28 protein-coding genes and 1 tRNA gene are annotated in these 25,920 nt (G+C 57.6%); 17 read left to right on the forward strand and 12 right to left on the reverse strand.

Features of this window, described 5'->3' with window-relative positions; all coding sequences use genetic code 11:
• Positions 1-6 precede the first annotated feature (6 nt).
• From rpmA to ACR0LI_RS05555, 4 genes are all read right to left on the reverse strand, one after another.
• Positions 7-276 carry a 50S ribosomal protein L27 gene (gene rpmA / locus ACR0LI_RS05540; protein WP_058271644.1) on the reverse strand — a complete coding sequence of 90 codons (270 nt, stop codon included), beginning with the start codon at positions 274-276 and terminating at the stop codon, positions 7-9.
• Between the two features lie 11 nt (positions 277-287).
• Entirely contained in the window at positions 288-899 is a 612-nt protein-coding gene (locus tag ACR0LI_RS05545) for a 50S ribosomal protein L21 (RefSeq protein WP_171632514.1), read from the reverse strand.
• A gap of 219 nt (positions 900-1,118) precedes the next feature.
• Complete coding sequence (locus ACR0LI_RS05550) at positions 1,119-1,919, reverse strand: DUF2059 domain-containing protein (RefSeq protein WP_210092348.1); 801 nt, start codon at positions 1,917-1,919, stop codon at positions 1,119-1,121.
• Positions 1,919-2,761, reverse strand: a complete 843-nt coding sequence (locus tag ACR0LI_RS05555) for a DUF2059 domain-containing protein (protein ID WP_210092347.1) — start codon at positions 2,759-2,761, stop codon at positions 1,919-1,921. The genes ACR0LI_RS05550 and ACR0LI_RS05555 overlap by 1 nt, the downstream gene beginning before the upstream one ends.
• Before the next feature lie 123 nt (positions 2,762-2,884).
• Between ACR0LI_RS05555 and ACR0LI_RS05560 the strand changes: the two genes are divergently transcribed.
• The 9 genes from ACR0LI_RS05560 to ACR0LI_RS05600 all read left to right on the forward strand — a co-directional run bounded on the left by ACR0LI_RS05560 (position 2,885) and on the right by ACR0LI_RS05600 (position 11,682).
• Positions 2,885-2,974, forward strand: a tRNA-Ser gene (locus tag ACR0LI_RS05560).
• Between the two features lie 259 nt (positions 2,975-3,233).
• Positions 3,234-3,791 carry a hypothetical protein gene (locus tag ACR0LI_RS05565; protein ID WP_480718147.1) on the forward strand — a complete coding sequence of 186 codons (558 nt, stop codon included), beginning with the start codon at positions 3,234-3,236 and terminating at the stop codon, positions 3,789-3,791.
• Positions 3,792-3,992: 201 nt separating this feature from the next.
• A complete protein-coding gene (locus ACR0LI_RS05570) occupies positions 3,993-5,021 on the forward strand; it encodes an alcohol dehydrogenase catalytic domain-containing protein (RefSeq protein ID WP_480490161.1) in 1,029 nt (342 codons plus the stop codon).
• Between the two features lie 75 nt (positions 5,022-5,096).
• On the forward strand, positions 5,097-5,972 hold the full coding sequence (locus tag ACR0LI_RS05575; RefSeq protein WP_171168199.1) for a branched-chain amino acid ABC transporter permease: 876 nt from the start codon (positions 5,097-5,099) through the stop codon (positions 5,970-5,972).
• A 3-nt stretch (positions 5,973-5,975) separates the two neighbouring features.
• Entirely contained in the window at positions 5,976-7,073 is a 1,098-nt protein-coding gene (locus ACR0LI_RS05580; protein WP_480718148.1) for a branched-chain amino acid ABC transporter permease, read from the forward strand.
• Positions 7,070-7,834 carry an ABC transporter ATP-binding protein gene (locus ACR0LI_RS05585; RefSeq protein ID WP_480718149.1) on the forward strand — a complete coding sequence of 255 codons (765 nt, stop codon included), beginning with the start codon at positions 7,070-7,072 and terminating at the stop codon, positions 7,832-7,834. Before ACR0LI_RS05580 ends, ACR0LI_RS05585 begins: the two co-directional genes overlap by 4 nt.
• On the forward strand, positions 7,831-8,604 hold the full coding sequence (locus ACR0LI_RS05590; RefSeq protein WP_480718150.1) for an ABC transporter ATP-binding protein: 774 nt from the start codon (positions 7,831-7,833) through the stop codon (positions 8,602-8,604). Before ACR0LI_RS05585 ends, ACR0LI_RS05590 begins: the two co-directional genes overlap by 4 nt.
• Before the next feature lie 5 nt (positions 8,605-8,609).
• The gene (locus tag ACR0LI_RS05595; RefSeq protein ID WP_480718151.1) at positions 8,610-10,496 is read left to right on the forward strand and encodes an AMP-dependent synthetase/ligase; all 1,887 of its coding nucleotides are present in this window, start codon (positions 8,610-8,612) and stop codon (positions 10,494-10,496) included.
• 25 nt (positions 10,497-10,521) lie between these two features.
• Entirely contained in the window at positions 10,522-11,682 is a 1,161-nt protein-coding gene (locus tag ACR0LI_RS05600) for an ABC transporter substrate-binding protein (protein WP_152457952.1), read from the forward strand.
• Positions 11,683-11,752: 70 nt separating this feature from the next.
• Here the strand turns inward: ACR0LI_RS05600 and rpsI are convergent, their stop codons facing one another.
• Together rpsI and rplM are read right to left on the reverse strand one after the other, a co-directional pair.
• Positions 11,753-12,238, reverse strand: coding sequence for a 30S ribosomal protein S9 (gene rpsI / locus ACR0LI_RS05605; RefSeq protein WP_480718152.1), 486 nt, complete (start codon positions 12,236-12,238; stop codon positions 11,753-11,755).
• Between the two features lie 6 nt (positions 12,239-12,244).
• On the reverse strand, positions 12,245-12,703 hold the full coding sequence (rplM, locus tag ACR0LI_RS05610; protein ID WP_152457950.1) for a 50S ribosomal protein L13: 459 nt from the start codon (positions 12,701-12,703) through the stop codon (positions 12,245-12,247).
• Between the two features lie 243 nt (positions 12,704-12,946).
• Here rplM and ACR0LI_RS05615 point away from each other — a divergent pair, with 243 nt between their 5' ends.
• Positions 12,947-13,312 carry a nuclear transport factor 2 family protein gene (locus ACR0LI_RS05615; protein ID WP_171632540.1) on the forward strand — a complete coding sequence of 122 codons (366 nt, stop codon included), beginning with the start codon at positions 12,947-12,949 and terminating at the stop codon, positions 13,310-13,312.
• Between the two features lie 3 nt (positions 13,313-13,315).
• Here the strand turns inward: ACR0LI_RS05615 and ACR0LI_RS05620 are convergent, their stop codons facing one another.
• Entirely contained in the window at positions 13,316-14,719 is a 1,404-nt protein-coding gene (locus tag ACR0LI_RS05620; protein WP_171723301.1) for an aminotransferase-like domain-containing protein, read from the reverse strand.
• A gap of 99 nt (positions 14,720-14,818) precedes the next feature.
• Here ACR0LI_RS05620 and ACR0LI_RS05625 point away from each other — a divergent pair, with 99 nt between their 5' ends.
• Positions 14,819-15,046: a DUF1127 domain-containing protein gene (locus ACR0LI_RS05625; RefSeq protein ID WP_171632546.1), complete on the forward strand. Its 228-nt coding sequence runs from the start codon at positions 14,819-14,821 to the stop codon at positions 15,044-15,046.
• 61 nt (positions 15,047-15,107) lie between these two features.
• On the opposite strand, the gene ACR0LI_RS05630 is transcribed toward ACR0LI_RS05625, so the two are convergent.
• Positions 15,108-15,551: a PaaI family thioesterase gene (locus tag ACR0LI_RS05630; RefSeq protein WP_171632549.1), complete on the reverse strand. Its 444-nt coding sequence runs from the start codon at positions 15,549-15,551 to the stop codon at positions 15,108-15,110.
• Between the two features lie 58 nt (positions 15,552-15,609).
• On the opposite strand from ACR0LI_RS05630, the gene ACR0LI_RS05635 reads away from it, so the two are divergent.
• From ACR0LI_RS05635 to gluQRS, 4 genes are all read left to right on the forward strand, one after another.
• On the forward strand, positions 15,610-16,395 hold the full coding sequence (locus tag ACR0LI_RS05635; protein WP_480718153.1) for an enoyl-CoA hydratase: 786 nt from the start codon (positions 15,610-15,612) through the stop codon (positions 16,393-16,395).
• 253 nt (positions 16,396-16,648) lie between these two features.
• Positions 16,649-17,989: a methylenetetrahydrofolate--tRNA-(uracil(54)-C(5))-methyltransferase (FADH(2)-oxidizing) TrmFO gene (gene trmFO / locus ACR0LI_RS05640; protein ID WP_480718154.1), complete on the forward strand. Its 1,341-nt coding sequence runs from the start codon at positions 16,649-16,651 to the stop codon at positions 17,987-17,989.
• A gap of 37 nt (positions 17,990-18,026) precedes the next feature.
• Positions 18,027-18,641: a class I SAM-dependent DNA methyltransferase gene (locus ACR0LI_RS05645; RefSeq protein WP_480718155.1), complete on the forward strand. Its 615-nt coding sequence runs from the start codon at positions 18,027-18,029 to the stop codon at positions 18,639-18,641.
• Entirely contained in the window at positions 18,638-19,519 is an 882-nt protein-coding gene (gene gluQRS / locus ACR0LI_RS05650; RefSeq protein WP_480490148.1) for a tRNA glutamyl-Q(34) synthetase GluQRS, read from the forward strand. Before ACR0LI_RS05645 ends, gluQRS begins: the two co-directional genes overlap by 4 nt.
• Positions 19,520-19,529: 10 nt before the next feature.
• Here the strand turns inward: gluQRS and hisI are convergent, their stop codons facing one another.
• On the reverse strand, positions 19,530-19,919 hold the full coding sequence (hisI, locus tag ACR0LI_RS05655) for a phosphoribosyl-AMP cyclohydrolase (protein ID WP_480718156.1): 390 nt from the start codon (positions 19,917-19,919) through the stop codon (positions 19,530-19,532).
• Positions 19,920-19,967: 48 nt separating this feature from the next.
• Between hisI and ACR0LI_RS05660 the strand changes: the two genes are divergently transcribed.
• Complete coding sequence (locus ACR0LI_RS05660) at positions 19,968-20,420, forward strand: iron-sulfur cluster assembly scaffold protein (protein WP_171723307.1); 453 nt, start codon at positions 19,968-19,970, stop codon at positions 20,418-20,420.
• A gap of 59 nt (positions 20,421-20,479) precedes the next feature.
• Entirely contained in the window at positions 20,480-21,118 is a 639-nt protein-coding gene (locus ACR0LI_RS05665; RefSeq protein WP_171632566.1) for a MarC family protein, read from the forward strand.
• A 183-nt stretch (positions 21,119-21,301) separates the two neighbouring features.
• Here ACR0LI_RS05665 and ACR0LI_RS05670 read toward each other — a convergent pair whose 3' ends face one another.
• The 3 genes from ACR0LI_RS05670 to ligA all read right to left on the reverse strand — a co-directional run bounded on the left by ACR0LI_RS05670 (position 21,302) and on the right by ligA (position 25,876).
• Entirely contained in the window at positions 21,302-21,424 is a 123-nt protein-coding gene (locus ACR0LI_RS05670) for a hypothetical protein (protein ID WP_256367496.1), read from the reverse strand.
• A 112-nt stretch (positions 21,425-21,536) separates the two neighbouring features.
• Complete coding sequence (recG, locus tag ACR0LI_RS05675) at positions 21,537-23,627, reverse strand: ATP-dependent DNA helicase RecG (protein ID WP_480718157.1); 2,091 nt, start codon at positions 23,625-23,627, stop codon at positions 21,537-21,539.
• Positions 23,624-25,876: an NAD-dependent DNA ligase LigA gene (gene ligA / locus ACR0LI_RS05680; protein ID WP_480718158.1), complete on the reverse strand. Its 2,253-nt coding sequence runs from the start codon at positions 25,874-25,876 to the stop codon at positions 23,624-23,626. The genes recG and ligA overlap by 4 nt, the downstream gene beginning before the upstream one ends.
• Between the last annotated feature and the right edge of the window lie 44 nt (positions 25,877-25,920).

Genomic DNA, 25,920 nt, shown 5'->3' on the forward strand with positions numbered 1-25,920 from the left:
TTCGGCTTACTCTGCGGCCTCCGCCACTGGCAGGACCGAAATAAAGGTGCGGTTTTTCAGTCCCTTGTGGAACTTCACGGCGCCATCCACAGTTGCAAAGATGGTGTGATCTTTGCCCATGCCTACGCCTTCGCCCGGCCAAAACTTGGTGCCGCGCTGACGCACGATGATGTTGCCTGAAATGGCGGCCTGGCCACCATACAGTTTGACGCCAAGGCGGCGACCCGCTGAGTCGCGACCGTTACGGGAGGAACCGCCAGCTTTTTTATGTGCCATTCTCTCTCTCCTTAGCCTTTGGCCAGCTCTTTGGCCTGCTCAACCCATTCGGGTTTCACTTTGACCGTTTCGATAGCAGCAATCTGCTCGTCCGACAAGGCGGCCAGAGCGGCAAAGCTCTCGATACCGGCTTCAACCAGCTTTTTGGCAGCGGCAGGGCCGACACCGTTCAGCTTGGTCAGGTCGTCAGCGGCAGCAGCGGCGGGTGCCTCTGCTTTGGCTGCAGCTTTCTTGGCAGGCTTAGCAGCAGGTGCCGCTTCGCCAGCCGGAGCCGAACCGGTTGCAGCCTTGATGCCCGACTTGTCCGCGCCCGACGACAGGATGTCGGTGATCTTGACCAGAGTCAGCTTCTGACGGTGGCCAACGGTACGCTTCGAGCTGTGCTTACGACGGCGCTTGACGAACTTGATGACCTTGTCACCTTTGATCTGTTCGATCACTTCGGCCTGTACGCCTGCGCCTTCAACGAAAGGTGCGCCAACAACCGGAGCGTCACCGCCCAGCATCAGAACATCGTTGAATTGAACTTTTTCACCTGCGTCGGCAGCCAGCTTTTCAACGCGGAGGATATCACCCGCCTGAACCTTGTACTGCTTGCCGCCAGTCTTGAGGACCGCAAACATGCGTCTTTCCTTTGTCTAACCGCGTTCTGTGGTCCCCTTCCGGGAGTTTTCGGCCCCAAGACACTTGAAAGCCACCTCGAACAGCGCGCCCTTTTCGGGCTGTGTGAATGACCATCAGGACATCCCAAGGGTCAAATAATAACGATACCCGGCACGGAAAACCGGCCGGGATGCGCGCTTATCCATAGATCGCCGGGAAAAGTCAACACCAAAGCGTCGTCAGAGATCAGACGCCCTGAGTGTCTGTGCGACCGCCCGCCCCAATCGGAAAGAGATATCGTTGAACATCCGGTCAAAGCCGTCAAACAGCGCCTCATTCAGGGCGCGCCCGGTTTCGGTTCTGGAAAACGCAATATTCTCGCGCATCTGGGCCTCGTCCAAGGGCCGATAGGCCATCAGAAGAAAAGAATAAAGCCACGCCTCGGTTTCTGCTGCGCGGCTTTCTTTCTGTGAAAGAAGTTCGGCCAGCAATTCCTGATCGTCGCCTTGCGCATCGACATCAAGACCCTGAAAGAAGCTGAAGTCGGAACTCAGCGCCCCATGAACGTTCTTTTCGACAAGGTCATTCGCCTGGATGTACTCATCGACCAACTCGAAACGAGTCGAGTCGCGCTCAACGGACTCGTAAGCTTCGCGGGCCATGTCCTCGATGGCCTGGTCCGACATCGCCTGCCGGGCCGAGTTTTCCAGCGACACGATCGTCTGACCAAGATCGCTTTCGAAAAACAGGATCGCCTGATCAAGCTGGGCAACGGACAGACCCGCCTCAAAGGCATCCGTCAGGAATTTCTGCATCCAGACCGGGTCGTAAATATCTTTGACCTGCGCTTCAAAATAGGCGCCGCCGGTATTGTCCAACAGCGTTTCGTCAAGTTCCTCGCGGTGCCCTTGACCTTCCTGTACGAGAATTTCCATCACATGCGACAAGTGCATGGCCTGCGCCAGCCGGTCGACCTTTTGATCGGCCAGCAATTGAGCGCCCCACAGAACAAACGCAATCGCCAGAAAAACGCGGTGCATCAAATATCCTGCGCGGGATGCAGTTCGGCCATTCGGGCCGCAAGTACTTCGAACCGCATGGCCATGATTTCGTATTGGATCGCGTTCAGCAATTCATACACTTCCTGCATCAGGGGTTGTTCCAGCGCCTCGACATACGAGTCGACATCCGCATCGGAAAAGTCCTGATAGGTATAGGCTGCCCCCGCAAGGCTGGACAGTTGCAGTGACTGGCGCATACCGGCTTCGTTCCGCTTCATCAGCGCACGCAATTCATCCGCATCAAGTTGCAGGTCAATGACACCTGAAGCGCTGGCTGCCAGAAGAAAACGCACCTGAATTTCTTGCAGGGCCCGCACTGCGGTACCGGTCGAATCGATCGCCTTGTTCATACGCTTGAAACTTTCGACCCGCTGCGATCCGTCCTTGATCAGGTCTGCGATGATTTTTTGGCCTTCCAGCTGCTTAGCTTCATCGTCCTCAAGCATATGCGAGACGTTCTCGGCCTCTACCAGGCGCTGCCCCAGATCCGACGCATAAAAGTCAACCGCGTGTGTGAGGGCCTCATCACTCAGGGTTTGTTCGAGGATGGAAACCGCGGTCTCATGCATGGCGCCGACGTCAAAGACTTCGTCTGCCAGACGCGTCCAATCCGATCCGAATCCATCCGGATCAATCCCCAGCATCTGGGGGGCAGACCTCGAGCTTAGCGCGATGCTTTCCAGGGCAACGTCAAACCCGGTCGTGGTCAGAAAGGCCTCTATCCGATCGCGGCTGGCGGCGGAAAGTTCCATGGGGATCAGAACAAGCGCAAAGAGCGGGGCCAGAAACCAAAAGGCGGAGCGGCGTACAAACTGTATCATAGATATCAGACTAGGAGTTTTGCGCTGGCAGGCAACGGAAAATCCCGGGTTTCTTCAATTCCCGAATTTTCTGCTTGCACCCCTGCCCGTTCCTCACTAAATCCCCCCCTCACAGACCCCCGCGGAGAGGTGCCGGAGTGGTCGAACGGGGCGGTCTCGAAAACCGTTGTGGGTGCAAGCCCACCCAGGGTTCGAATCCCTGTCTCTCCGCCACTATCCCAATGCTGGCTCAATGCTGCCTTTGGCCCTCAGGAAGCGCCCGAAAATTGGTTACGTCTGCGGGCCATTCCCGGCGGATCGCTGCCAAAACCGGTCGCCTCATCTTTGTGCAGGCGTGTTCTTGCCGCGTTTCAAAGGACAATGAGCATAGCCCGGCTTATACTCTATTCTGCTGAGAATTATCGGGAATTCCCCTTTGTACCTGAGTTATTTTTAGCGCATCCCGGCGACACAATTTCCAAAGGAGACACACATGTCGCGTACTCTTATTCTTGCCATCGTCATCGCCGCAATTGGCGCTGGCGGATACTATTACCTCAATCAACCCGAACCCACACCCGCTGAGCGTTTGGAAACTGCGGCAGAAAAAGCCGCCGAAGCGGTGACTGACGCAGCTTCATCTGTACAGGACGCTGCCTCTGACGCTGTCGATGCAGCGACCGAACAAGTCGCCGAAGCAGCTTCGTCGCTGACGGACCAAGCGACAGAAGCCGCGTCATCGGTTGCAGATCAGGCAAGCGAAGCAGCGTCATCGGTGGCGGATCAGGCCTCTGATGCTGCTCAGGAGGCCAGCGATCAGGTGGCCGCGCTGGCCGGTCAAGGGCAGGAGTTGCTGAACTCATGGATTCAGGAAGGCAAGCTGGACCCGACCAACTTCGACTATGATGGCATTATGACATCCATTCAGGACAGCACTCTGGCCACCGATCTGAAAGATCAGGCGATCAAGATTGTGAACGATATCAAGGATTCGCCTGAAACGATTGTTCAGAAAATTCAGGAACTAACCAACCTGCTGACCCAACAGTAAAGTGTTGAAGGCCGATCCACGGGTCGGCCTTTGCCCCTGGGCGCATCTGCGCTGCCCCTACGTTACGGTGTCGTTGAATTGACCTCCTGCGCGGCTTTTGATTGGCTGTGCCTGACAAAATGCCCGCGCCCTGCCCGACTGGTCTGAAGGCTTTTCGGACAAGGCGCGCGCTTTGATTCAGCCAAATTCGAGGATCAACCGATGACCGACCTGCCCCAGACTATGTTCGCCGCAATCCTTAAGCATGACGGGTATTCCGGTACGGCCACCGGACCGGCCATTGAAACCGCCGCCGACTGGTTGGAAGAAGCCGAAGTTCCCACGCCTGAACCCGGCCCGGGCCAGGTGCTGATCCGTTTGCGCGCGGCTTCGGTCAATCCGTCAGATCTGCATTTCATCAAGGGTGAATACGGGCAGCCGAGGGTAAAGGGATCCCCCGCCGGATTTGAAGGATGCGGAGACGTCGTGTCCGCCGGCAAGGGCGCCGAGGCCTTGCAAGGGCAACGCGTCGCGTTCGTCGCCGCCGGATCGGGGGCCTGGGCGGAATATGTCGTCACACAGATGCAGATGTGCATCCCTCTGCGACCTGATATCTCGGACGATGACGGGGCCGCCCAGATCGTCAATCCAATGACGGCGATGGCTATGGTGGATATGGCCAAGGCCGACGGCGATGCCTTTGTGGTATCAGCCGCGACCAGCCAGTTGGGCAAGCTGATGTGCAGCCTTGGTCGGGATCTGGGTTTGAAGCCGATCGCTTTGGTACGCCGGGCCGAGACGGCAGGGATGTTGAAAGACCTTGGCGCGGCCGAAGTGCTTGTGACAACCGACGAAGACATTGTCGCAAAGTTTGCGGATCTGAGCGCGCAGCTGAAACCGCGCGTTTTTCTGGATGCCGTGACGGACCAATTGTCCGAACAATTGTTCTGCGCCATGCCCAACCGGGCGCGCTGGATCAGTTATGGCAAGCTTTCTACCGAGGCGCCGACACTGACTCAGACAGGGCAGTTGATTTTCATGGGAAAGCGGATCGAAGGGTTCTGGCTGACAAGCTGGATGATGTCGACCCCGCCCGCCGATCAGATGCGAGTTGTGGCCGAAGTTCAGGCCCGGTTTGCCGACGGGCGCTGGAAAACGGATGTTTCTGAACACCTTACACTCAGAAATCTTGTGCCAAACCTGGCTGATGCGCTGAAAAAGAGTGACGGCAAGGTGATAATAACGCCATAGTAGAACAAACCCGCGTCACCGGAGGATGCGCGCGGGCGGAACGCGACACCGGCAAACCGGTCGAGGGAGGACAGTTTGGATAACGCGCAGCTGCTGATCAGCGGACTGGCAAACGGGTGTGTCTATGGCCTGATCGCGCTTGGCTTTGTTCTGATCTACAAGGCGACCGAAGCGGTGAACTTCGCACAGGGCGATTTCATGATGCTGGGGGCCTTTGTCACCATCGGCCTGACCAACACCGAATATATGGGCCTGCCGTTCTGGCTGGCCCTGCCGATCTCGCTGGGGATCATGGGGGCATTGGGATATCTTCTGGATCGCCTGATCATCCGTCGCCTGTTTGGCGAAAGTCAGACCGCCGTCGTTATCCTGACCATCGCCCTGGGCTTTGTGATCCGTTTCGTGGCCGGATTGATCTGGGGGCACGAACCGCAAACGCTGCAAAACCCGCTTGCGGGGAAAGAGCTGCGCTTTGGCGGCCTTGTACTGGGGCTGGAGGATGTCGCCGTGATCGTCGTCACCATCCTGCTGACATGGGGCCTTTACGTCTTTTTCAACCGTTCCAAACTCGGGCTGGCGATGCAGGGGGCGTCGCAAAACCAGCTGGCGGCGTATTACATGGGCGTGCCTGTCAAGCGGGTTCAGGGGTTCATCTGGGCGCTGGCCGGGATCGTTGCGGGGATTGCAGGAATTCTGTTCGCCGCCAAGGGCGCCGTGGATCCGACAACGGGATTGCTGGGAATCAAGGCATTTGCCGCCGCCGTCATCGGCGGGTTCGGAAGCCTGCCCGGGGCGCTGGCCGGTGGTCTTGTCGTCGGGGTGATCGAGCCCTTCGCCAGCCGCTATATAGCGGCGGGTTACAGCCAGATCGCGCCATACGCCCTGCTGCTGGCCGTGCTGATCTTTCGCCCCAACGGGTTGTTCAGTCAGGTTCGGGTCAAAAAGGTCTGAGCCATGCGGATCATCTTCAAAACCGACTACATGCAGGATATCCGCCCGTGGAAAGACCGTTACCAGCTCGTCCTGCATCTGATCCTTCTGACGGTCGTTGCCGCAGCCCCGTGGTGGCTGGATGAGTTCTATCTGGGCGAGCTGACCAACGTCCTGATCTGGGCCATCGCCGGGTTGGGTCTGATGGTCCTGACCGGGCATACAGGGCAAGTCAGTCTGGGCCACGCAGCCTTTCTGGCTTTTGGCTGCTATGCCAACGTTGCCCTGATTGAAGCCGGGGTGCCCTTTCTTATCGCTTTTCCGCTGGCCGGCATCCTGACGGGGATCGCGGGCGTGACCGTTGCGATCCCTGCCCTGCGCCTGCATGGCATCTATCTGGCCATCTTCACCATGGCTCTTTCGATCCTGATGGACGACATCATCGTTCTGTCCGAACCCATCACCGGCGGTGTTGCGGGCAAGTACGTCGGCGGGGTCGAAATCTTCGGCCATCTGGTAGACCGCTGGGGAACGCCCGATCAGTTTTTCTGGCTGGTCCTGACCGTCGCCGTTCTGGTCACACTGGGATATATCAACCTGCTGCGCGCGCCTTTGGGGCGCAGCTTCATCGCGGTGCGCGACTCGGAGGTTTCGGCCCAGGCGATGGGCATCGACATCGCGCGGACAAAGATGATCTCTTTCGCGTTGTCCTGCGCGGTGACGGGCTGGGCCGGGGCGCTGATGGGATTGTTCGCCGGAGCGTTCAACAACGAAACCTTCAGTGTTCTGATCTCGATCCAACTGCTTATGATGATCGTCATCGGCGGGCTGGGGTCGATCCACGGCGCGTTTCTGGGCGCGATCGTGATCGGGTTCCTGCCGCAGTTTCTGTCGATCTCAAAAGAATATGCCGGCGCCCTGTTCGGCGGCAATACAGTCGCCATTCCGGGGTTGGAGTTCGGCATCTTCGGCATGATCCTGATCGCTTTCATCCTGTTCGAACCCATGGGCATCTATGGCCGCTGGCTGAAAATCCGCACCTGGTTCGAGCTGTTCCCCTTCTATCGAAAAGACATGTTCAAACGGCAGAAATCCTATCTCAAGACGGAGCGTCTGAGATGAGCTTGCTGGAGTTCGAAAATGTCACCCTCAAGTTCGGCGGCCTGACGGCGGTGGATAACCTGTCATTCGACGTTCGGGATGGTGAAGTCTTTGCCATCGTCGGCCCAAACGGTGCGGGCAAGTCCACTGTTTTCAACCTGATTTCCCGGTTCTACGATCCCGTTGACGGGGCGATCCGGTATGACGGTCATGATCTGCTTCGGGTCAAACCGTCCGGTGTCGCCGCCTATGGCGTCGCGCGGACATTTCAGAACATCGAGCTGTTCGAACACGCAACCGTCCTGCAAAACCTGCTGGTCGGACGCCACCGCCACCGCAGGACAAACCTGATTTCCGAGATTCTTTTCACCCCGTCGGCAAAGCGACAGGAACTGGAAAACCGCGAGAAAGTGGAACGGATCATCGACTTTCTCGACCTGCAAGCCTATCGCGACAAGATGATATCGGGGCTGCCCTACGGCGTGCGCAAAGTGGTCGAAGTTGCACGGGCTTTGGCAACTGACCCAAAACTCTTGCTGCTGGATGAGCCGGCCTCGGGGTTGTCCGTGGAAGAAACAACGGACATGCGTTGGTGGATCGATGATATCCGACGGCAGATGGGCATCACCGTTTTGATGGTAGAACATGACATGGGCCTGGTCTCGGGCGTGTCAGACCGGGTTCTGGCCATGGCAGACGGCGCAAAACTGGCGCTTGGGACCCCGGCCGAAGTTCAATCGCACCCGGCAGTGATCGAAGCCTACCTTGGGAAAGTTTCATGAGCGCGCCAATCCTGAAAATCCAAAATGTCGAAAGCTTTTATGGCCCGATCATGGCCATTCGCGGTGTTTCGCTGGACGTTCACGAAGGTACGATTGTTTCGATCCTTGGCGCAAACGGTGCCGGCAAGACGACGTTGATGAAAACCGTCTCGGGGGTGATGGACCCGGAAAAAGGCACGATCACCTTTGATGGAGACGACATTCAGGGGGCCGAGCCGCATACCGTCGTCCAGCGCGGGATCGTGCATGTACCCGAAGGGCGCGAGGTGTTTCCTCTGCTCACCGTCGATGAAAACCTGAGCCTCGGCGCGTATACCCGAACGGACAAAGTGCAGATCGACCAGGATCGCGAGCTTGTTTTCAGTTACTTTCCCGTTCTCAAAGATCGTCGCACGCAAGAGGCCGGTACCCTTTCGGGCGGGCAGCAACAGATGCTGGCAATCGGACGGGGGCTGATGGCCCGTCCCCGCATCATGCTGCTGGATGAGCCGTCACTGGGTCTGTCACCGCTTTTGGTGCAGGAAATATTCGCCATTCTGAAACGTCTGAACGAAGAACAGCATATGACGATGCTTCTGGTCGAACAGAACGCCAATGCGGCGTTGCGGCTGGCGCATCATGGATACGTGATGGAGGTAGGCCGCATCGTCATGGACGGTGCTGCGGATACGTTGCTGAAATCCGAAGACATCCAGAACTTCTATCTTGGCGTGCAGGAAGAAGGCGCACGCGAAAGCCGCCGTTGGAAACGCAAGAAGACGTGGAGGTAAGCAAGATGGATGCCACGCCCCTCGCCTCGCAAGTCAAGATCAACGGCGTTGAACTGAATGCAACCCCCGGACAACGCCCGTTGCGCGTGGATGGGTGCACCACCATCAGCATGCTGTTTCAACACCGTTGCGCGGAACTGGGGGATCGTACAGCCCATCGCGAAAAGGATTTGGGCATCTGGAAGTCATATTCCTGGGCCGACTACTGGCAGCGCGCCAAGTGGATCGGGCTTGCCCTGCGCAAGCTGGGCCTGGAACGCGGTGACGTTGTTTCGATCCTGTCCGAGGACCGCAAGGAATGGATGTGGTTCGATATGGGCATTCAGTGCGTCGGGGGCATTTCTTCTGGCGTCTACACCACGGATTCGGCCAATCAACTGCAATATCTGGTCAACAACAGTAGCAGCAAGTTCCTCATCGTCGAGGACGAAGAGCATCTGGACAAATTTCTGGAAGTCGAAAATCAAGTTCCGGATCTGATCAAGGTGATCATTCTGGAAGACGAAGGCTTGCACGACCTGACCCATCCGCGCTGCATGATGATCGACGATCTTTACGCTTTGGGCCAGCAGGCCGAACAGGAAGATCCGGGACGGTTCGAAGCCGAAATCGCATTGGCCAAACCTCAGGACACAGCATTGCTGGTTTACACATCCGGCACCACGGGCCAGCCCAAGGGTGCGATGTTGAGCCATGAAAACATCCTGGCCGGCATTGAGGCCGGTGCCTGGTCATTGCCGACGCAGGCCAGTGACGAACAACTGTGCTTCCTTCCCCTCTGCCATATCCTGGAACGCGACGTATCGGTCTATTTCCCACTGGCCGCCCGCTGCACGGTGAATTTCGCGGAAAGCCCCGAGACGGTCTTTGCAAATCTGCAAGAGGTCTCGCCTTCGACCTTCACGGCGGTGCCGAGAGTCTGGGAAAAGATCTATGCGCATGTGCAAATCCTGGCGCAGGATGCAACGCCGTTGGGTCGAATGGCATACGGTCTTGCCCTGAAGGCCGGCGCACGGCGGGCCGATTATGTGAGTTCGGGAAAACCCGTTCCCGCCGCCATCGCGGCCCGGTTCTGGTTTTGGGATCAGTTGGTTCTGAAAAATCTGCGCCGGATGCTCGGTTTGGACAAACTGCGCCGGGGTGGCACGGGTGCTGCGCCTATCTCGGCGGATTTGTTGAAATGGTACTGGGCCATCGGCGTGCCGATCGTCGAGGGCTTCGGCATGACCGAAACGTCCGGCCTTGCAACACTCAACACCGTGGAAAGCAACAAGATCGGAACCATCGGCAAGGTCGTCCCGGGGTGCGATATCCGCATCTCGGACGAGGGTGAAATTCAGCTCAAAGGCATGAACATCTTTCAGGGCTATTGGCAAAACAACGCAAAGACAGCGGAAAGCTTTACCGCCGATGGCTGGCTGCGCACCGGCGATATGGGGCGTATCGACAAGGACGGGTACGTTACCATCACCGGCAGGTTGAAAGACATCATCATCACCGCCGGTGGCAAGAACATCACCCCGGCCGAAATCGAAAGCCGGCTGAAGTTCAGCCATTACATCTCGGACGCGGTGATCATCGGCGACCGGCGCAAATACCTCACGGCGCTGATCATGATCGATCAGGAAAATGTCGAGAAATATGCGCAGGACCAGAAAATCCCTTTTTCGAACTTTACCTCGCTTTGCGCCGCGGCCGAAGTCAAGGAGTTGATCGGCGCCGAAGTGGCCGCAGTGAACAAGGAATTCGCACGGGTCGAGCAGATCAAGGATTTTCGCCTGATCGACGTTCTGCTGACCGCCGAGGATGACGAGCTTACCGCCACGATGAAGCTGAAACGCGGCCTGGTCGAAAAGAAACACGGACATCTGATTGAAGACATGTACACTTAACCAAAGAGTTTTCGGGAGGAGAAAGATGAAGAAGTCATTCAAATGGCTGGCCGCCGCCACAGCGTTGACCGCCTCGGCAAGCATCGGTTGGGCTCAGACGCAGGGCGTGACGGATGATGAGATTGTCATCGGATCGGTCAACGACCTGAGCGGCATCTTTGCCGCGGTGGGTGTCCCGGCGACCAAAGGTGCGAATGTGGTATTCGACCGGGTGAACGAAGCCGGTGGCATACACGGGCGCAAAATCCGCTATGTGGTCGAGGACAACGGATACCAGATGCCGCGTGCGATGCAGGGCTACAACAAACTGCTGAACCGCGACAAGGTGTTCGCCATGCTGCAATCGCTTGGCACGCCGATGAACATGGCTGGGTTCAAGCTGTTGGATCCCAAGGGAATTCCCAACGTGGCACCTCTGACCGCTGCGCGTCAGATGTTGCAAGAGCCGATGCGAAACAAGTTCACGTCTTTCTCGACCTACTATGATCAGGCGCGTGTCGGTGTGAAATACCTGGCCGGAGAATTTGGATCAAAGACGGTCTGCACCATGTATCTGCCAACAGATTTTGGCGAGGAAATTCTTGAAGGCAGCAAGGCCGGTGCCGAAGAAGCCGGGATCGCTTTTGGATCTGAAACAACCCACAAACCGGATGAGACGGATTTTGTCGGGTCGCTCAGCAAGCTCAAGGAAGAAGGCTGCGATATCGTCACCATGGCGCTTGGCGTGCGTCAGGCGATCACCGTAGTAGGCACGGCCAAGAAGATGGGCCTGACGGACATGAAGTTCCTTGGGACTTCGGCCAGTTTCCTGACAGTCGTAGCACAGGTTCCCGGTGGAGTGACTGACGGGTTCTATGCAGCAGCCTCGTGGCAGGATCTTTGGGCGCGTGCGGACCAACCTGCCCCGGCGGCATTTATCGAAGAATACAAGGCCGCGACCGGCGAAGATCCGGTTGGATTTGCCATGTTGGGCTATTCCGCTGCCGAAATGATGGTCAAAGCGCTTGAAGCCGCGGGCCCTGACCTGACCCATGACAGCTTTATCGAAGCGATGGAGTCACTGGACTATCAGGATGACCTGGTCGGCAATCACATAACCTATGGTCCTGACGACCATCAGGGCGCGGATACGGTTTTCGTCAATGTCGTTGAAAACGGCGCGTGGAAGCTCGTCTACGAAGAATAAGATTTCCCGCAACACAATGCAAAAGGGCTCGCAATTGCGAGCCCTTTCTTTGTTGGGTTTTCCCGGCGAATTAACGCTTGGAGAACTGGAACGAACGGCGGGCTTTGCGCTTACCGAATTTCTTACGTTCCACAACGCGGCTGTCGCGGGTCAGGAAGCCAGCAGCTTTCAGAGCGCCGCGCAGGTTGGGATCGTACAGTTGCAGCGCTTTCGAGATGCCATGCTTGACCGCACCGGCCTGACCGGTCAGGCCACCACCTTTGACAGTGGCGACAACGTCGAACTCGCCTTCGACACCAGCAACCTGAAACGGCTGGCGCAGGATCAGTTGCAGAACGGGGCGTGCAAAATAGACGTCTTGGTCTTTGCCGTTCACGGTGACCTTGCCGGAACCCGGCTTGATCCAAACGCGGGCAACAGCGTCTTTACGCTTGCCGGTGGCGTACGAACGGCCCAGCTCGTCACGTACGGGTTCACGCACGATGACTTCATCGGCCACGGTTTCAACGCCTGCGACGGCGCTCAGCTCTTCGAGAGTATTGATCTGATCAGCCATCGGTCATTAGCTCCGGGTGTTTTTCTTGTTCATGGACTTGACGTCCAGAACTTCGGGCGCTTGCGCCTCGTGGGGATGCTCGGCACCGGCATAAACGCGCAGGTTGGTCATCTGCTTGCGCGACAGGCGGTTGCCCGGCAGCATGCGCTTGACCGCCTGGGTCACGACGCGCTCGGGGTGTGCGCCCTCAAGGATCTGCTGTTTGGTGCGCGACTTGATGCCGCCCGGGTGGCCAGTGTGCCAGTAGAAGTTTTCTTCGCGCTTCTTGCCGGTCATCTGGATCTTGTCAGCGTTGATTACGATGACGTTGTCGCCCATGTCCATGTTCGGGGTGAACGACGCTTTGTGCTTGCCACGCAGACGCATGGCGACGATCGACGCAAGACGGCCCAGAACAACGCCCTCGGCGTCGATCAGGATCCATTTCTTGTCGATGTCTGCAGGTGTTGCAGAAAAGGTTTTCATGGCAGGATAGTCCTGTTTGATGTGAAAGACCGCCCCAAGCGAGGCGGCCCGAATTCGATGGATGCGTATCTAGACACCCATGACCGCCACGTCAAGCGACCAAACGCCATTTAAAACGTTTCAAAACAATGGCTTGTTAAATAGGTATTATTTTACCCCACGCTTTCAGCACCGAGATCGCCCCAATTTCGACACTCTGATACACTCGGTTGGAATTGATCATGCCCAACCACGGAGGGTCGAATGCAGGAATTGATGCGCACGATTGAAAACTATGGCGCGGCCTGGCAGGAAAAGTCGGCCGAAAAACGGCTTGCGCTTCTGACCCAGTGCTTTGTGGAAAACGGTCGGTACGTGGATCCGACAGCCGATGTTTCAGGCCGTGAGCGGTTGAGTACACATATCGGCGAAGTCCTTTTGAATTCGAATGGGCGTGTCGAAATCACCAGCAGCCCTGTGTCGCACCATGATGTCGTCCACTTCACTTGGCATATGGTGGCCCCGAACGGCGCAATCATGGTGGCCGGGCATGATTTCATTCGATTGGACGAGGACGGAAAAATTGCCCATCTGGCCGGATTCTTTGGCGACCCGCCGCCGCTGAGTTGAATGCTAGACGCTGATCTGTTCAGGCGGATTGTCCAGCAAAGCGCGCAACCTCAGCATTGCGTCCTCGAACCGTTCCAACGAAACGTGACCATTCATTGCGATGCGCACTGCGTTTGGAGCGCGCCCGTCGCGCAGGGCAAACTCATCCGCTGATCTGAGCTGAATGCCTTCCCGCTCTGCCGCGCGGCTGAACGCGGCAGACCGCCACCCCGATGGCAGGTTCAGCCAGACAAAAGGCACATCCGGTGCCCAGTTCAGATCGAACCCACCCAGCGCGTTGACGGTGATCCGAACATAATCGCCCATCCGTTTGCGCACATCCTGTGCAATTTGGCGGGTACGCGGATCCGACAGCAGCAGCCGGGTCAGTTCGGCCAAGGGTTGAGCCAGGCCAAAATACCCATATTCGGCCGATCGGCGCAGATCGACGCTGCGATCCTTTGGGGCAATGGCAAAGCCAACGCGCAAAGCGGGTGTGAGTATCTTTGAAATGGACGACACGTGCCAGCCCCGCTCGGGGGCAAGCGCGCGATAACTGGGTTCACGCGCCTCTCCCATGCGATAGCAATCGTCTTCCACAATCTGAAGGTCGAAGCGCCGGGCGACGTCCACGATCTCTTTCCTGCGTTCCAGCGGCGTGTGGATGCCGGTGGGGTTCTGAACTTCTGGCGAGACGCAAACGGCCTGAGCATTGGTTTGCCGCAAGACATGCTCCATCGACACCGGATCGATGCCCCATTTGTCCATCTTGACGCCAATGACTTCGGCGCGCATCAACTCTCCGGCCCGACGAAACCCGGCATAAGAGAGGTCTTCAACCAACACGATTGGTTTGGGTCCGCGCAGGATGGTCTGGAACACCAGACACAATCCGTTCTGCCCGCCATGGGTCAAGACTATGTCGTCATGGGTCAGCGGGCCCAGCGGCAAATCCGACAGCCAATCCACGACCGATTGCCTCATGGGTATATACGCGTCCCGCGTGGGGTAATTCAGAAACAGGCCGGGATCAGCTTGCGAAACTTTTTGCAGGCATTCCCGGATAAGCGCGACCTGCCCCGCATCCGGCAAACGCGGGCTGAACAGGCTGACATTGGCGTTGTACTTGTCTTCCCTCAGATGCAGTTGCCTGGCCCAGACATCATCCAGAATCGGTGATTTCGGCGGGGCCACAAATGTACCACGCCCAACCTCGGCGTGGAGCAAGCCCTCGTCGGTCAGGATCGTATAGGCACGTGCGACTGTACCAGGTGTGATTTGCAGGCGATACGCCAGCTCACGAACCGGCGGAAGCTTGGCGCCAACATCTAATTTCCTGTCACCAATAGCTTTTCTTATTGCGTCAGCAACCAATGTGTATTTCGGACCCTTGGATTTTGGCAGAGCGTCCGGCCAAATTGTATCCATTACAATTCTTCCTTTGCCTTTGACACAATTTCGAATGTATCAAACTTATGTACCAAGCAATACTGTTTTGTGTCAATACAATTTGAAAGGAATTCCGAGATGACACGCACAATGCACACCCCAGCCCTTCTGCTGCTGAACGACAGCCCACGGCTGCCTCTGCTCGCGGCTCTGGCCGTGCGGTTTGCGGCGGCGGTCACTCAATGGGAACGCCGTCGCCGCAGTCGCGTCAATCTGAGCTATCTGGATGACCGTCTGCTTCAGGACGTCGGGCTGACCCGCCATCAGGCTGGCTGGGAAACAAAGCGCTTTTTCTGGCAGCCCTGACTGATCCCCAGTCCCAATTATTGGGACCTCTTCCTGGGCCGGGGCCTGTCCCCGGCCTTTTTTATCCGAAATTCGCGGCAGCGGACCCTGCTGGCGGCAGGGAATAGGTCATCGTTGCCCGTGCAACCGGAAGATCACTGCCTTCCGAGTATAAAAGCACATCCCCAACGGCCAGTGTTTTTCCCAGCTTCAACAAACGACAGGCCGCAATCATATCGGCGCCGCCTTCCGGCTTGCGCAGGAAATCAAAAGAACTGTTGGTGGTAACAGCCAGTGACTGGCGCCCTTTCCGTGCCAAAACCATCGCATAGACACTGACATCGGCAAGCCCGAACATCGACGGGCCGGAAACCGTGCCCCCGGGGCGCAGATGTTGATTCTGAACCACTAGGCGCATGGTGATCGTATCTTCGGTCAAATCTTCAACGAAGAAATCCTTGTGCACCTGCGGGAACACCTGTTTCAGGTATTGTGACAGTTCGTCCCGGTTCATTGCCAAAGCCATACTTCCCCTCCTGCTCTTGCCGACCTAGAGTTGGCCCAACTTGGGAATGGAGGGCAAGATGGCAATTCTGGAACGTTACGACACGGGCGCGGTGGCACGGCTGACACTGAACGCCCCGGACCGGCTGAACGCATTAAGTGATGAGATGCTGGCTGCACTGCAAGCCGAACTTGATTCACTGCGCGACGACAGCTCGATCCGGGCCGTGGTCCTGTCGGGGGCAGGAAAGGCGTTTTGCGCCGGGCACGACCTGAAGCAGATGACGGCCGGACGCCAATCCGAAGATGGTGGCAAGGCCTACTTTCAAGATCTCTTTTCCCGTTGCGCCCAGATGATGATGTCGATCCAGTCCCTGCCGCAACCAGTTATCGCGCAAGTCCATGGCATTGCGACCGCCGCCGGATGTCAACTGGTTGCAACCTGCGATATGGCGGTGGCCGCAGAAGGAACGCGGTTTGGCGTCAACGGGGTCAATATCGGCCTGTTCTGTTCCACGCCGATGGTTGCTCTCAGCCGCAACATCCCCAGAAAGCAGGCATTTGAAATGCTGACCACCGGCGAATTCATTTCAGCAGAGCGCGCCGCCGAATTGGGGCTGGTAAATCGCGTCGTTCCTGAAGCGCTGCTGGAACAAGAAGCCAACGGGCTTGCGGAACTGGTCGCATCCAAACTTGGCATGGCCGTGAAGATCGGCAAGGAAGCGTTCTATCAACAGCTGCAAATGCCTTTGGATCAGGCTTATGCCTATACCGGAGACGCAATGGCGCAGAATATGTTGTACCGCGATACAGAAGAAGGCATTTCCGCCTTTATTGAAAAGCGCCCCCCGAATTGGACCCAATGACGCAATTGTTTTGAACATTTTTTGCCACTGTCTTCATTTTTGCACTTTTCAAAAGGGCAACTCTGTGGCAAAGCTGGGTCGAGGCCAAGGCCTCAAGACACTTTTGGGTCGCCGTGGGCGGAAGGTCCCTCCAGCTGGTCTCTCTCACCAGCGCTGACATTCCCGCAGCGGCGACCCCAAGACCCCTCCAGCAAATCAGTCAGATACAATACGGCAGTTGCGCCTGTGTGTGCGGTGCCCTATGTGGCTGCACATGACACAAGTTTTGCATATCGTCGGCGGTGGAATGGCCGGGTCCGAAGCGGCCTGGCAAGCCGCTGAAATGGGCGTTGACGTGATCATTCATGAAATGCGTCCCACCGTTGGCACCTTCGCACATCAGACAGGAAACCTGGCGGAAATGGTGTGTTCGAACTCGTTCCGATCGGATGATGATGAACAGAATGCTGTCGGTCTGCTGCACTGGGAAATGCGAGCAGCCAATGGGCTGATCATGACAACCGCCGACGCACACAGGCTTCCTGCCGGGGGGGCTCTGGCCGTGGATCGCGACCCGTTTGCCGAAACGGTCACCGCAAAACTCCGCGCCCACCCACGCGTGAGCATCACCGATCAGGAAGTCACCTCGCTGCCTGATGACGGCCATTGGATATTTGCGACCGGCCCGTTGACCTCACCCGCATTGGGGGAAGCCATCCGGGCGGAAACGGGATCGGACGCGCTGGCCTTCTTCGATGCAATCGCGCCCATTGTCTATGCCGACAGCATCGACATGAGCAAAGCGTGGATGCAATCCCGATATGACAAAGGCGAAACCGAGGAAGAACGCACGGCTTACCTGAACTGCCCGATGGGCCGTGATCAGTACGAGGCTTTCATCGACGCCCTTCTGGCAGCGGAAAAAACCGAGTTTCACGAAGGTGAGACCGCAGGCTATTTTGATGGCTGCCTTCCCATTGAAGTCATGGCCGAACGCGGGCGTGAGACACTGCGCCATGGTCCGATGAAGCCTGTTGGGCTGACAAACCCTCATGCGCCTGACGTCAAACCCCATGCCGTGGTTCAGTTACGGCGCGATAACGCGTTGGGCACATTGTTCAACATCGTGGGGTTTCAGACCAAGATGAAATACGGCGCCCAGACCGACGTGTTCCGCATGATCCCCGGCCTGGAAAACGCCAGCTTTGCCCGGCTGGGCGGCATCCACCGCAACACGTTCATCAACTCTCCTACCCTGCTCGATGCACAGATGCGCTTGAAATCCAAGCCCAACATCCGCTTTGCCGGGCAGATTACGGGTGTCGAAGGCTATGTTGAAAGCGCCGCGATGGGATTGCTTGCCGGTCGCATGGCCGCCTCGGAAATACAGGGGCGTGACTTGCCCGAAGTGCCCAAAGACAGTGCAATGGGTGCGTTGATCCATCACATTACCGGCGGGGCCGAAGCCAAGACGTTTCAGCCGATGAACGTAAACTTTGGCCTGTTCCGCCCCGTGGACGGCCTGAAAGGCGGGCGGCGCGGCCGGAAAGACCGGTACAAGGCCTATACCGATCGTGCCAAGACAGAATGGCAAACCTGGTTGGATCAATGCTGACTGGACGCGCGGCGTGATCTCGGCCTAGCATGACGGGATGAGCGACAAGTTCCTGGACAACACCTACAAACTCGACACGCCTGAAGACACTGAAACGCATTATCAGAACTGGGCGGCGACCTACGAAAAAGAGGTCGCGGAACAGGGATATGCAACCCCGGGACGGGTGGCCGCGGCTTTGCGGCAATTCCACCCTCACCCCCAAACGCCGATTCTGGACTTCGGCTGCGGAACGGGGCTTTCCGGTCTCGCCTTGCGGGCGGCGGGATTTGAGGTCATCGATGGTATCGACCCCACCCCCAAAATGCTGGAAGAGGCAGCGGCCAAGAGTGTTTACAGAACCCTGACCGGGTTTGACATCACCAAACCGGCTCCGCTCAGGCGCGGTGCGTATTCGGTGATCACCGCCATCGGTGTCATCGGTCAGGGCGCGGCCCCGCCCGAGACCTTCGACCAGTTGATGCACGCCTTGCCCAAAGGTGGGTTTCTGGCGTTTTCCCTGAACGACCATGCGCTGTCAGATCACAAATTCACCTGCCGACTGACGGATTGGGTCGACATGGGTGCCGCACGTTTGCTATTTCGTGAACACGGGCCGCACTTGCCCGGCATCAACCTTAACTCTGACGTGTATATATTAGAAAAAGCGTGACTTTCGTAACGCGTTTCGCGCCATCCCCGACTGGCCCGCTTCACCTTGGGCACGCGTATTCTGCGATGATCGCCAGCGACATGGCCAGATCCGAACACGGTCGGTTCTTGCTTCGCATCGAAGATATCGATCGGTCCCGCTCGCGTCCGCATTGGGAGGATCAGATCTATGATGACCTCAATTGGTTGGGGCTGACATGGCCGGAACCGGTGCTGCGTCAATCAGATCGGCTGAGTATCTATGATCGCGCGTTGGAGCGGTTGTGGATGAAGGGTCTTCTGTATCCCTGCCTGTGCAATCGCAAAGATATTTCCGCCGCCGCAAGCGCCCCCCAGGAAGGCGCGCCATTGCTTGGCCCAGACGGAGTTATCTATCCCGGAACGTGTCGAAAAATTAACCAGGGCATAGACTTAAGTCAAAACCCTCACCCAAGGGACAAAGTTTTGCGACTGGATATTGCCAAGGCCTGTCAAACAATCCACGATCCGGCCAGACTCCAATTCTTGGAACTGGGCTCCGGCCCCGGTGGTGAAACAGGAACAATTTCTTTTACCCCGGATGAGATGGAAACCAGTGTCGGCGATATCGTTCTGGCTCGCCGCGACATGGGCACGTCCTACCATTTGTCCGTCGTTCTTGACGACGCGGCCCAGGGGATCACCCATGTGGTCCGAGGTCAGGATCTGTTCGAAGCCACCCGCATCCATGTGCTGCTTCAGGTGCTGTTGGATTTGCCGACGCCTGCGTATTACCACCACGATCTGATCCGCGACAATGCCGGCAAACGACTGGCGAAACGTGACGATGCGCGTGCCATCGCGAAATTCCGGGCCGATGGTGCCAGCCCGGCAGACATCCGGCAAATGGTGGGGCTTTGATCTGTCTCGGTTACGCCATCGGGGCCATCAGTTCGGTCTCGGCCCCGTCCCGCACCGCAGTATAAAAGCACGTCCGGCGGTTGGTGTGACAGGCAGCACCGGTTTGACGCACCAGAACCAACAGGCAATCGCGGTCACAGTCGATGCGGAAATCCACCAGTTCCTGCACATGGCCCGAGGTTTCACCCTTGATCCAGAAAGACTGACGCGAGCGCGACCAATAGGTCACCTTGCCCGTTTCCAGTGTCTTTTCAACGGCCTGTGCGTTCATCCATGCCATCATCAGAACTTCGCCCGACACCTCATCCTGCGCAATTGCCGGAATCAGTCCCGCATCGTTATATTTCAGAGTCGATGGATCAAACGCGACGGGGTGAGACATGACAAAAACCTTTTGCATCCGTTGGGCTGGCCACTATGTATGAGGAACACACGACGAGGGAAAGCCATGAGCGGCGAGAACGACCTGATCAAGCTGTATTCCGGACGCATTCTGGCGTTGGCGGCGGACATCCCGCATCTGGATCGGCTGGAAAACCCGGATGCAACGGTCAAGAAACGCTCGCCTCTTTGCGGCTCTACCGTGACGGTTGATCTGAAGGTTCAGGATGGACGTGTCAGCGCCTTCGGGCAGGACGTCAAAGCCTGCGCGCTGGGACAGGCCTCTGCTTCGGTGGTTGGCGACGCGATCATTGGTGCCACGCGCGCGCAGGTCGAAGCAGCGCGCGATCAGCTTGCGGCGATGTTAAAAAAGGATGGCCCCGCCCCGGATGCTCCATTTGACGGTCTTGAGGTCTTGATGCCGGCGCGGGACTACAAGAACCGCCACGCTTCAATCCTGCTGGTGCTGGATGCCGCCGTCGAAGCCATGGCGCAGGCCGAGCAGGCAGATTGCGCCTGATCATAGCTATTTGATGTAAACCCGTTTACCTTCCGCTTAAATTTAAGGAGGTATGGGTTTTGGAAAATCTACTCGAGCATTTTGTCACTCTTTGGGTCGTGATTGACCCGATTGGAACTATTCCCGTTTTTATTGCCGTCACTGCGGGGCTAGAGGCCGCCGCCCGTCGCAAAACAGCGCTGTTGGCGTCATTGATAAGCGCCGGTGTCCTTTTGTTCTTTCTCGTGTTTGGGCAATTGCTGATCGAGGCGCTGGATATAGGACTGAATTCATTTCAGGTCGCAGGCGGCATCATCCTGTTTCTGTTCGCTCTGACTATGATCTTTGGTGAAAGCAAACAAGACATAGAACAGCGTCAGGCCGAAGAGGATCAGGAAGATAAGTATCACAAGCAGAATCCCGCGATATTTCCTCTTGCTGTTCCATCTCTGGCCTCGCCCGGCGCGATGCTTGCAGTGGTGATCCTGACGGACAACCATCGATACAGTGCAGCCGATCAGGGGATTACCGCATTGGTCATGCTGTCGGTTTTGGTAGTCGCCTTTGTTCTCATGCTTCTGGCCGAACCGATCATCCGCCTGATTGGCCATTCAGGAGCAGCGATCATCAGCCGTATCATGGGGATGATCCTGGCCTCGGTCGCGGTCAATTCGGTTCTGTCCGCATTGCTTGAGATTTTCAAAACCGGCCAGTTGTAAAAAAACCGCCGCACCTTCCGGGCGAAAGGGCGGCGGCAGGCATTGCGTGTCTCGCGTGGGGTCCGGATTACCGCACGGGGCCGAGGCAAGGCCCCTCAAGGGGTTTGGGACAGGCAGGTCACCCTTGACTGAAATGGGGATGACAGCGCGGTTTTTTCGGCACGAGATCGCAGGCAGAAAGGTTCAGAAGCCAACCGGCAGGTGCAAGGCGACCATCAGGATCACGACCAGAGACATCACGCCCACGGCATCCTGCAGGATCGTCGATTGCGAGCGGCTGAATACGGTCTTGATCTGGGTCAGCATAGGGTCACCTCCGTTCAGAGCTTTAATCCTTTGTTGACCTTTTGTTCTCATATTTGCCCGAGTCGGTAAAGAACTTTTTGAGAACATTTGTGAACTTTCTGGAACTTTTTGCCTAACCCACTGAAATCAAACGGATCGCCTGATCCTGCTTCATCAGCCACAAAAGTACGCGCGCCGCGCGCCCCCGGTCCGAGGTCAGCTTAGGATCCGCATTCAGCAATGCCCGGGCATCGGATTGGGCCACGGCCATCAATCCGGCCTGACGCTCCAGATCCGCAATGCGGAACTTTGGCAGACCGGACTGCGCAGTTCCGATCAGATCCCCGGCACCGCGCATCTCAAGATCGGTTTCCGAGATACGGAACCCGTCTTCGGTTTCACGCAGAACCTCCAGCCTTTTGCGCCCCCCTTCGCTGAGCGGCGGCTGATACAGAAGCAAACACGTCGATTCCGCATCACCCCGGCCCACGCGGCCGCGCAATTGATGCAGTTGGGCCAGACCAAAGATTTCGGCCCGTTCGATGACCATGATCGTGGCATTGGGCACATTGACCCCCACTTCAATGACGGTCGTGGCCACAAGAACCTTGGAGTCCCCGTTCTGGAATGCGGACATTGCCGCGTCTTTTTCCGATGGCGGCATTTGCCCGTGAACCAGCCCGACCACACCTTCGCCCAATATGGCACGCAAGCGTTTGAACCGTTCTTCAGCTGCCGTCAGGTCTGAAACTTCTGATTCATCGACCAAGGGGCAGACCCAATAACATTGCCGCCCCTCATCAATCGCCCGACGCAGATGCGACACGACCTCGTCCATGCGCTGCGTACTGACAATCGCTGTCTTGATCGGTTTGCGCCCCGGCGGTTTTTCGTCCAGCACCGACACATCCATATCGCCATATTGCGCCAGTGCCAGACTGCGTGGAATCGGGGTGGCGGTCATCACCAATACATCCGAGCCCTGCCCTTTTTCTGACAACTCCATCCTCTGGCGCACGCCAAACCGGTGCTGTTCATCAACTATGGCCAAGCGTAGCGCTTTGAATTCCACATCACTCTGAAACACGGCATGGGTGCCGACCAGAATTTGGATATTGCCATTTTTCAAAGCCTCAAGCTTGGCGCGCCGCTCTGCGCCCTTGTCACGCCCGGTGAGCAGCTCCAGCACCACTCCGGCCTCTTCCGCCAACGGGCGCAACCCTTCCAGGTGCTGGCGGGCGAGTATCTCGGTCGGGGCCATCATCACGCCCTGCCCTTTGGCCTCGACTGCAATCAGAAGGGCCATGAAGGCCACCAATGTCTTGCCGGCCCCCACGTCACCCTGCAACAATCGGTTCATGCGGGAATCAGATGCCATATCGACCGCGATTTCCTCGATTGCGCGGCTTTGTGCGCTGGTCGGACGATAAGGAAGACTGGCCAACACCCTGGATTGCAACGCGCCTGTCCCTACGCTGACGACACCACGGGATTTCCGCTCTCGCTGACGCGCCAGAGCAAGCGTCATCTGATGCGCGAACAGCTCGTCATAGGCCAGACGCTGACGCGCGGGCGCAAATGGTGAGACATCATCAGCCCCCTGAGGATTGTGGCCGGCACGAATTGCCGAAATCCAATCCGGCCAGTTTTGCTGTGCCATCTGCGCCGGGTCGATCCATTCCGCCAGCTCTGGCGCCCGCGCCAATGCGCTGCGGGTAGCCTTGAAAGCCGTCTTTTGAGTCAGCCCCTGTGTCAGATGGTATACCGGTTCGAATTCCGGAATTTCACTGGCTTGCTCGACCGGCAACATATGATCCGGATGCACCATCTGAGCCATACCATCGAACAGCTCCAGCTTGCCCGAGATCACGCGGCGTGCGCCCTGAGGCAGCACTTTCTTCAGATAGTCCCCGCGCGCGTGAAAGAAAACCAGCTGAAAATCGGCCTGGCTGTCTTCGACATGCACCCGATACGCGCCCCCCTTGTTTCGAGGCGGCCTGTGCGGGCCGACCGTTACTTCGACCGTCAACGTCGCAGGCAGATCGACACCCTGAATCGTCTCTCGTCGACGTCGGTCGACGACCGCGTAAGGCAGGCCGAACAGAACGTCGCGTGGGCTCTCAACGCCGGCCTGTTGCAGGACCTGAGCGGTCTTGGGGCCGACGCCATCGAGTGTTTCAAGCCCCGCAAACAGCGGGAACAGCTGTTCCGGCCTCCCGCTCATGCGCCTTCGATCAGCTGCAACCAGCCATCCTCATCCAGAGTTTCGATACCCAGCTCTGCGGCTTTCCTGGCTTTCGAACCCGCACCGGGCCCGGCGACCAGAATGTCGGTTTTCTTGCTGACGGAACCAGAAACCTTCGCACCCAACGCCTCGGCCCGTGCCTTTGCCTCGGCTCGAGTCATCTTTTCCAGAGTACCCGTGAACACAACCGTCTTGCCAGCCACCGGGCTGTCTGAGGCAGGCGCATCAGGTGCGACGATTGTCAGTTCCTTGCGCAACGTATCGAACGCGCGCCTCTCTTCCACGTTCGAAAACGCATCGGACAGGGACAGACCCAGCGTTGCGCCGATCCCGTCTATTCCGATCAATTCAGCCCAGGCGGCATTGGCATCGGGCGGAACACGCGCCGCGGTTATGGCCGCATCCCGCACTTCCTTGACACGTGCCCGACGACCTTCTGCCAGCGCGGCCGCCCGTTCGGCATCCTCGGCCTCATCTGCTTGCCGCTGCGCCAAAGCCGCAGGGCGGGCCGTGTCCAGGGCTTGCGTCATGGTCTCCCAATCGCGGTAAAACAGCGCCAGATCGCGCGCTCCGACCTCGCCGACATGTCGAATACCCAAAGCGAACAACAGGCGCGCAAACGGAATGGTCCGTTTTTCGTCGATCGCGGCAAACAGATTTCTGGCCGAGGTTTCTCCCCACCCATCCCGGTTTTTCAGCCGTGCCAGATTGGTCCTGTCACGCTGCTCCAGTGTAAAGATATCCGCCGGAGTCTTTATCGGAAGGATCGGATCATCATAGAACATCTCGATCTGTTTTGCACCAAGGCCTTCTATGTCAAACGCCTTGCGTGAGACGAAATGTTTCAGTTTTTCAACGGCCTGCGCGGGGCAAATCAAGCCACCGGTGCAGCGGCGGACCGCATCACCTTCTTCACGGATCGCCTCGCTTTGACATTCCGGACAGCGCGTCGGAAAGATAAACGGCTGCGAACCGGCCGGGCGCTTGGACAGATCAACATCTGACAGTTTCGGAATCACATCCCCGGCGCGGTATACCTGAACCCAGTCACCGACACGAATATCCTTGCCATCGCGGATTGTGCCGCCCTTCGCATCGCGTCCCGCGATATAGTCTTCATTGTGCAATGTGGCGTTGGACACAACAACACCGCCCACCGTCACCGGATGCAACCGTGCGACCGGGCTAAGCGCGCCTGTACGACCGACCTGAATGTCGATCGCCTCCAGCCTCGTCCAGGCCAGTTCGGCCGGGAACTTGTGAGCGATTGCCCATCGCGGCGTAGTTGAGCGGAACCCCAAACGCGCCTGAAGCGACAGATCATTCACCTTGTAGACAACCCCGTCGATGTCATAGCCCAAGGTGGAACGTTGCGCCTCGATATCCCGGTAATGCTCCAGCATCTCTTGCGTCGTTTTGCACAGTTGGGTCAGGGGATTCGTCGAAAATCCAAGTGATTTCAACCGCTCGACCGCCCCTATCTGCGAGTCGGACAATGGCTCTGAAATCTCTCCCCAGGCGTAAGCAAAGAAACGCAACGGGCGCGAGCGCGTGATTTCCGGATCCAGTTGCCGCAAAGACCCCGCCGCCGCGTTTCTTGGATTGGCAAAGGGTTTGCCGCCGCGCTCTGCCTGCCGCGCGTTCAACGCCTCGAAATCCGCGTGAGACATGTAAACCTCACCCCTGACTTCCAGAACCTCTGGCGCGTTTTTCAGGTGCTGCGGGATATCGGAAACCGTGCGGGCATTGGCCGTTACGTTTTCACCGATTTCGCCATCTCCGCGCGTGGCAGCCTGAAAAAGCTGTCCGTTTTCATACCGCAATGACAGCGACAGGCCATCTATCTTGGGTTCGGCGGTGTAGGCCAGACTTTCACCAGCCCCAAGGCCCAGGTATTTCCGGATCGACCTATCGAAATCGGCCACGTCGTCATCATCGAAAGCGTTGCCCAGCGACATCATGCGCACGGCGTGCGTGACTTTCGAAAAACCATCGGCAGGCTTTGCACCCACTTGATCCGTCGGACTGTCGGTACGCTTGAGATGAGGGAAACGCGCTTCTATCTCGGCATTGCGCCGTTTGAGAGCGTCATAGTCGGCATCCGACATGTCAGGCGCATCAGCCGTGTGATACAGCGTGTTTGCCTTCGACAATAGTTCGGCCAGACGTGCAAGCTCGGCACGCGCCTCATCTTCCGTCAGCTCGGATATGGAAATTAAGTTGCTCATGGCCTCGCCCTGTCACGCGTACTTGGACCTCAGTGATAGGGCGA

Source organism: Ruegeria sp. CL7, assembly GCF_056536445.1.

Excerpts from the sequence above, each read along its gene's own strand:
- rpmA (WP_058271644.1), bottom strand. The coding sequence starts at position 276 with ATGGCACATAAAAAAGCTGGCGGTTCCTCCCGTAACGGTCGCGACTCA.
- ACR0LI_RS05545 (WP_171632514.1), bottom strand. The coding sequence starts at position 899 with ATGTTTGCGGTCCTCAAGACTGGCGGCAAGCAGTACAAGGTTCAGGCG.
- ACR0LI_RS05550 (WP_210092348.1), bottom strand. The coding sequence starts at position 1,919 with ATGCACCGCGTTTTTCTGGCGATTGCGTTTGTTCTGTGGGGCGCTCAA.
- ACR0LI_RS05555 (WP_210092347.1), bottom strand. The coding sequence starts at position 2,761 with ATGATACAGTTTGTACGCCGCTCCGCCTTTTGGTTTCTGGCCCCGCTC.
- ACR0LI_RS05565 (WP_480718147.1), top strand. The coding sequence starts at position 3,234 with ATGTCGCGTACTCTTATTCTTGCCATCGTCATCGCCGCAATTGGCGCT.
- ACR0LI_RS05570 (WP_480490161.1), top strand. The coding sequence starts at position 3,993 with ATGACCGACCTGCCCCAGACTATGTTCGCCGCAATCCTTAAGCATGAC.
- ACR0LI_RS05580 (WP_480718148.1), top strand. The coding sequence starts at position 5,976 with ATGCGGATCATCTTCAAAACCGACTACATGCAGGATATCCGCCCGTGG.
- ACR0LI_RS05585 (WP_480718149.1), top strand. The coding sequence starts at position 7,070 with ATGAGCTTGCTGGAGTTCGAAAATGTCACCCTCAAGTTCGGCGGCCTG.
- ACR0LI_RS05590 (WP_480718150.1), top strand. The coding sequence starts at position 7,831 with ATGAGCGCGCCAATCCTGAAAATCCAAAATGTCGAAAGCTTTTATGGC.
- ACR0LI_RS05595 (WP_480718151.1), top strand. The coding sequence starts at position 8,610 with ATGGATGCCACGCCCCTCGCCTCGCAAGTCAAGATCAACGGCGTTGAA.
- ACR0LI_RS05600 (WP_152457952.1), top strand. The coding sequence starts at position 10,522 with ATGAAGAAGTCATTCAAATGGCTGGCCGCCGCCACAGCGTTGACCGCC.
- rpsI (WP_480718152.1), bottom strand. The coding sequence starts at position 12,238 with ATGGCTGATCAGATCAATACTCTCGAAGAGCTGAGCGCCGTCGCAGGC.
- rplM (WP_152457950.1), bottom strand. The coding sequence starts at position 12,703 with ATGAAAACCTTTTCTGCAACACCTGCAGACATCGACAAGAAATGGATC.
- ACR0LI_RS05615 (WP_171632540.1), top strand. The coding sequence starts at position 12,947 with ATGCAGGAATTGATGCGCACGATTGAAAACTATGGCGCGGCCTGGCAG.
- ACR0LI_RS05620 (WP_171723301.1), bottom strand. The coding sequence starts at position 14,719 with ATGGATACAATTTGGCCGGACGCTCTGCCAAAATCCAAGGGTCCGAAA.
- ACR0LI_RS05625 (WP_171632546.1), top strand. The coding sequence starts at position 14,819 with ATGACACGCACAATGCACACCCCAGCCCTTCTGCTGCTGAACGACAGC.
- ACR0LI_RS05630 (WP_171632549.1), bottom strand. The coding sequence starts at position 15,551 with ATGGCTTTGGCAATGAACCGGGACGAACTGTCACAATACCTGAAACAG.
- ACR0LI_RS05635 (WP_480718153.1), top strand. The coding sequence starts at position 15,610 with ATGGCAATTCTGGAACGTTACGACACGGGCGCGGTGGCACGGCTGACA.
- trmFO (WP_480718154.1), top strand. The coding sequence starts at position 16,649 with ATGACACAAGTTTTGCATATCGTCGGCGGTGGAATGGCCGGGTCCGAA.
- ACR0LI_RS05645 (WP_480718155.1), top strand. The coding sequence starts at position 18,027 with ATGAGCGACAAGTTCCTGGACAACACCTACAAACTCGACACGCCTGAA.
- hisI (WP_480718156.1), bottom strand. The coding sequence starts at position 19,919 with ATGCAAAAGGTTTTTGTCATGTCTCACCCCGTCGCGTTTGATCCATCG.
- ACR0LI_RS05660 (WP_171723307.1), top strand. The coding sequence starts at position 19,968 with ATGAGCGGCGAGAACGACCTGATCAAGCTGTATTCCGGACGCATTCTG.
- ACR0LI_RS05670 (WP_256367496.1), bottom strand. The coding sequence starts at position 21,424 with ATGCTGACCCAGATCAAGACCGTATTCAGCCGCTCGCAATCGACGATC.
- recG (WP_480718157.1), bottom strand. The coding sequence starts at position 23,627 with ATGAGCGGGAGGCCGGAACAGCTGTTCCCGCTGTTTGCGGGGCTTGAA.
- ligA (WP_480718158.1), bottom strand. The coding sequence starts at position 25,876 with ATGAGCAACTTAATTTCCATATCCGAGCTGACGGAAGATGAGGCGCGT.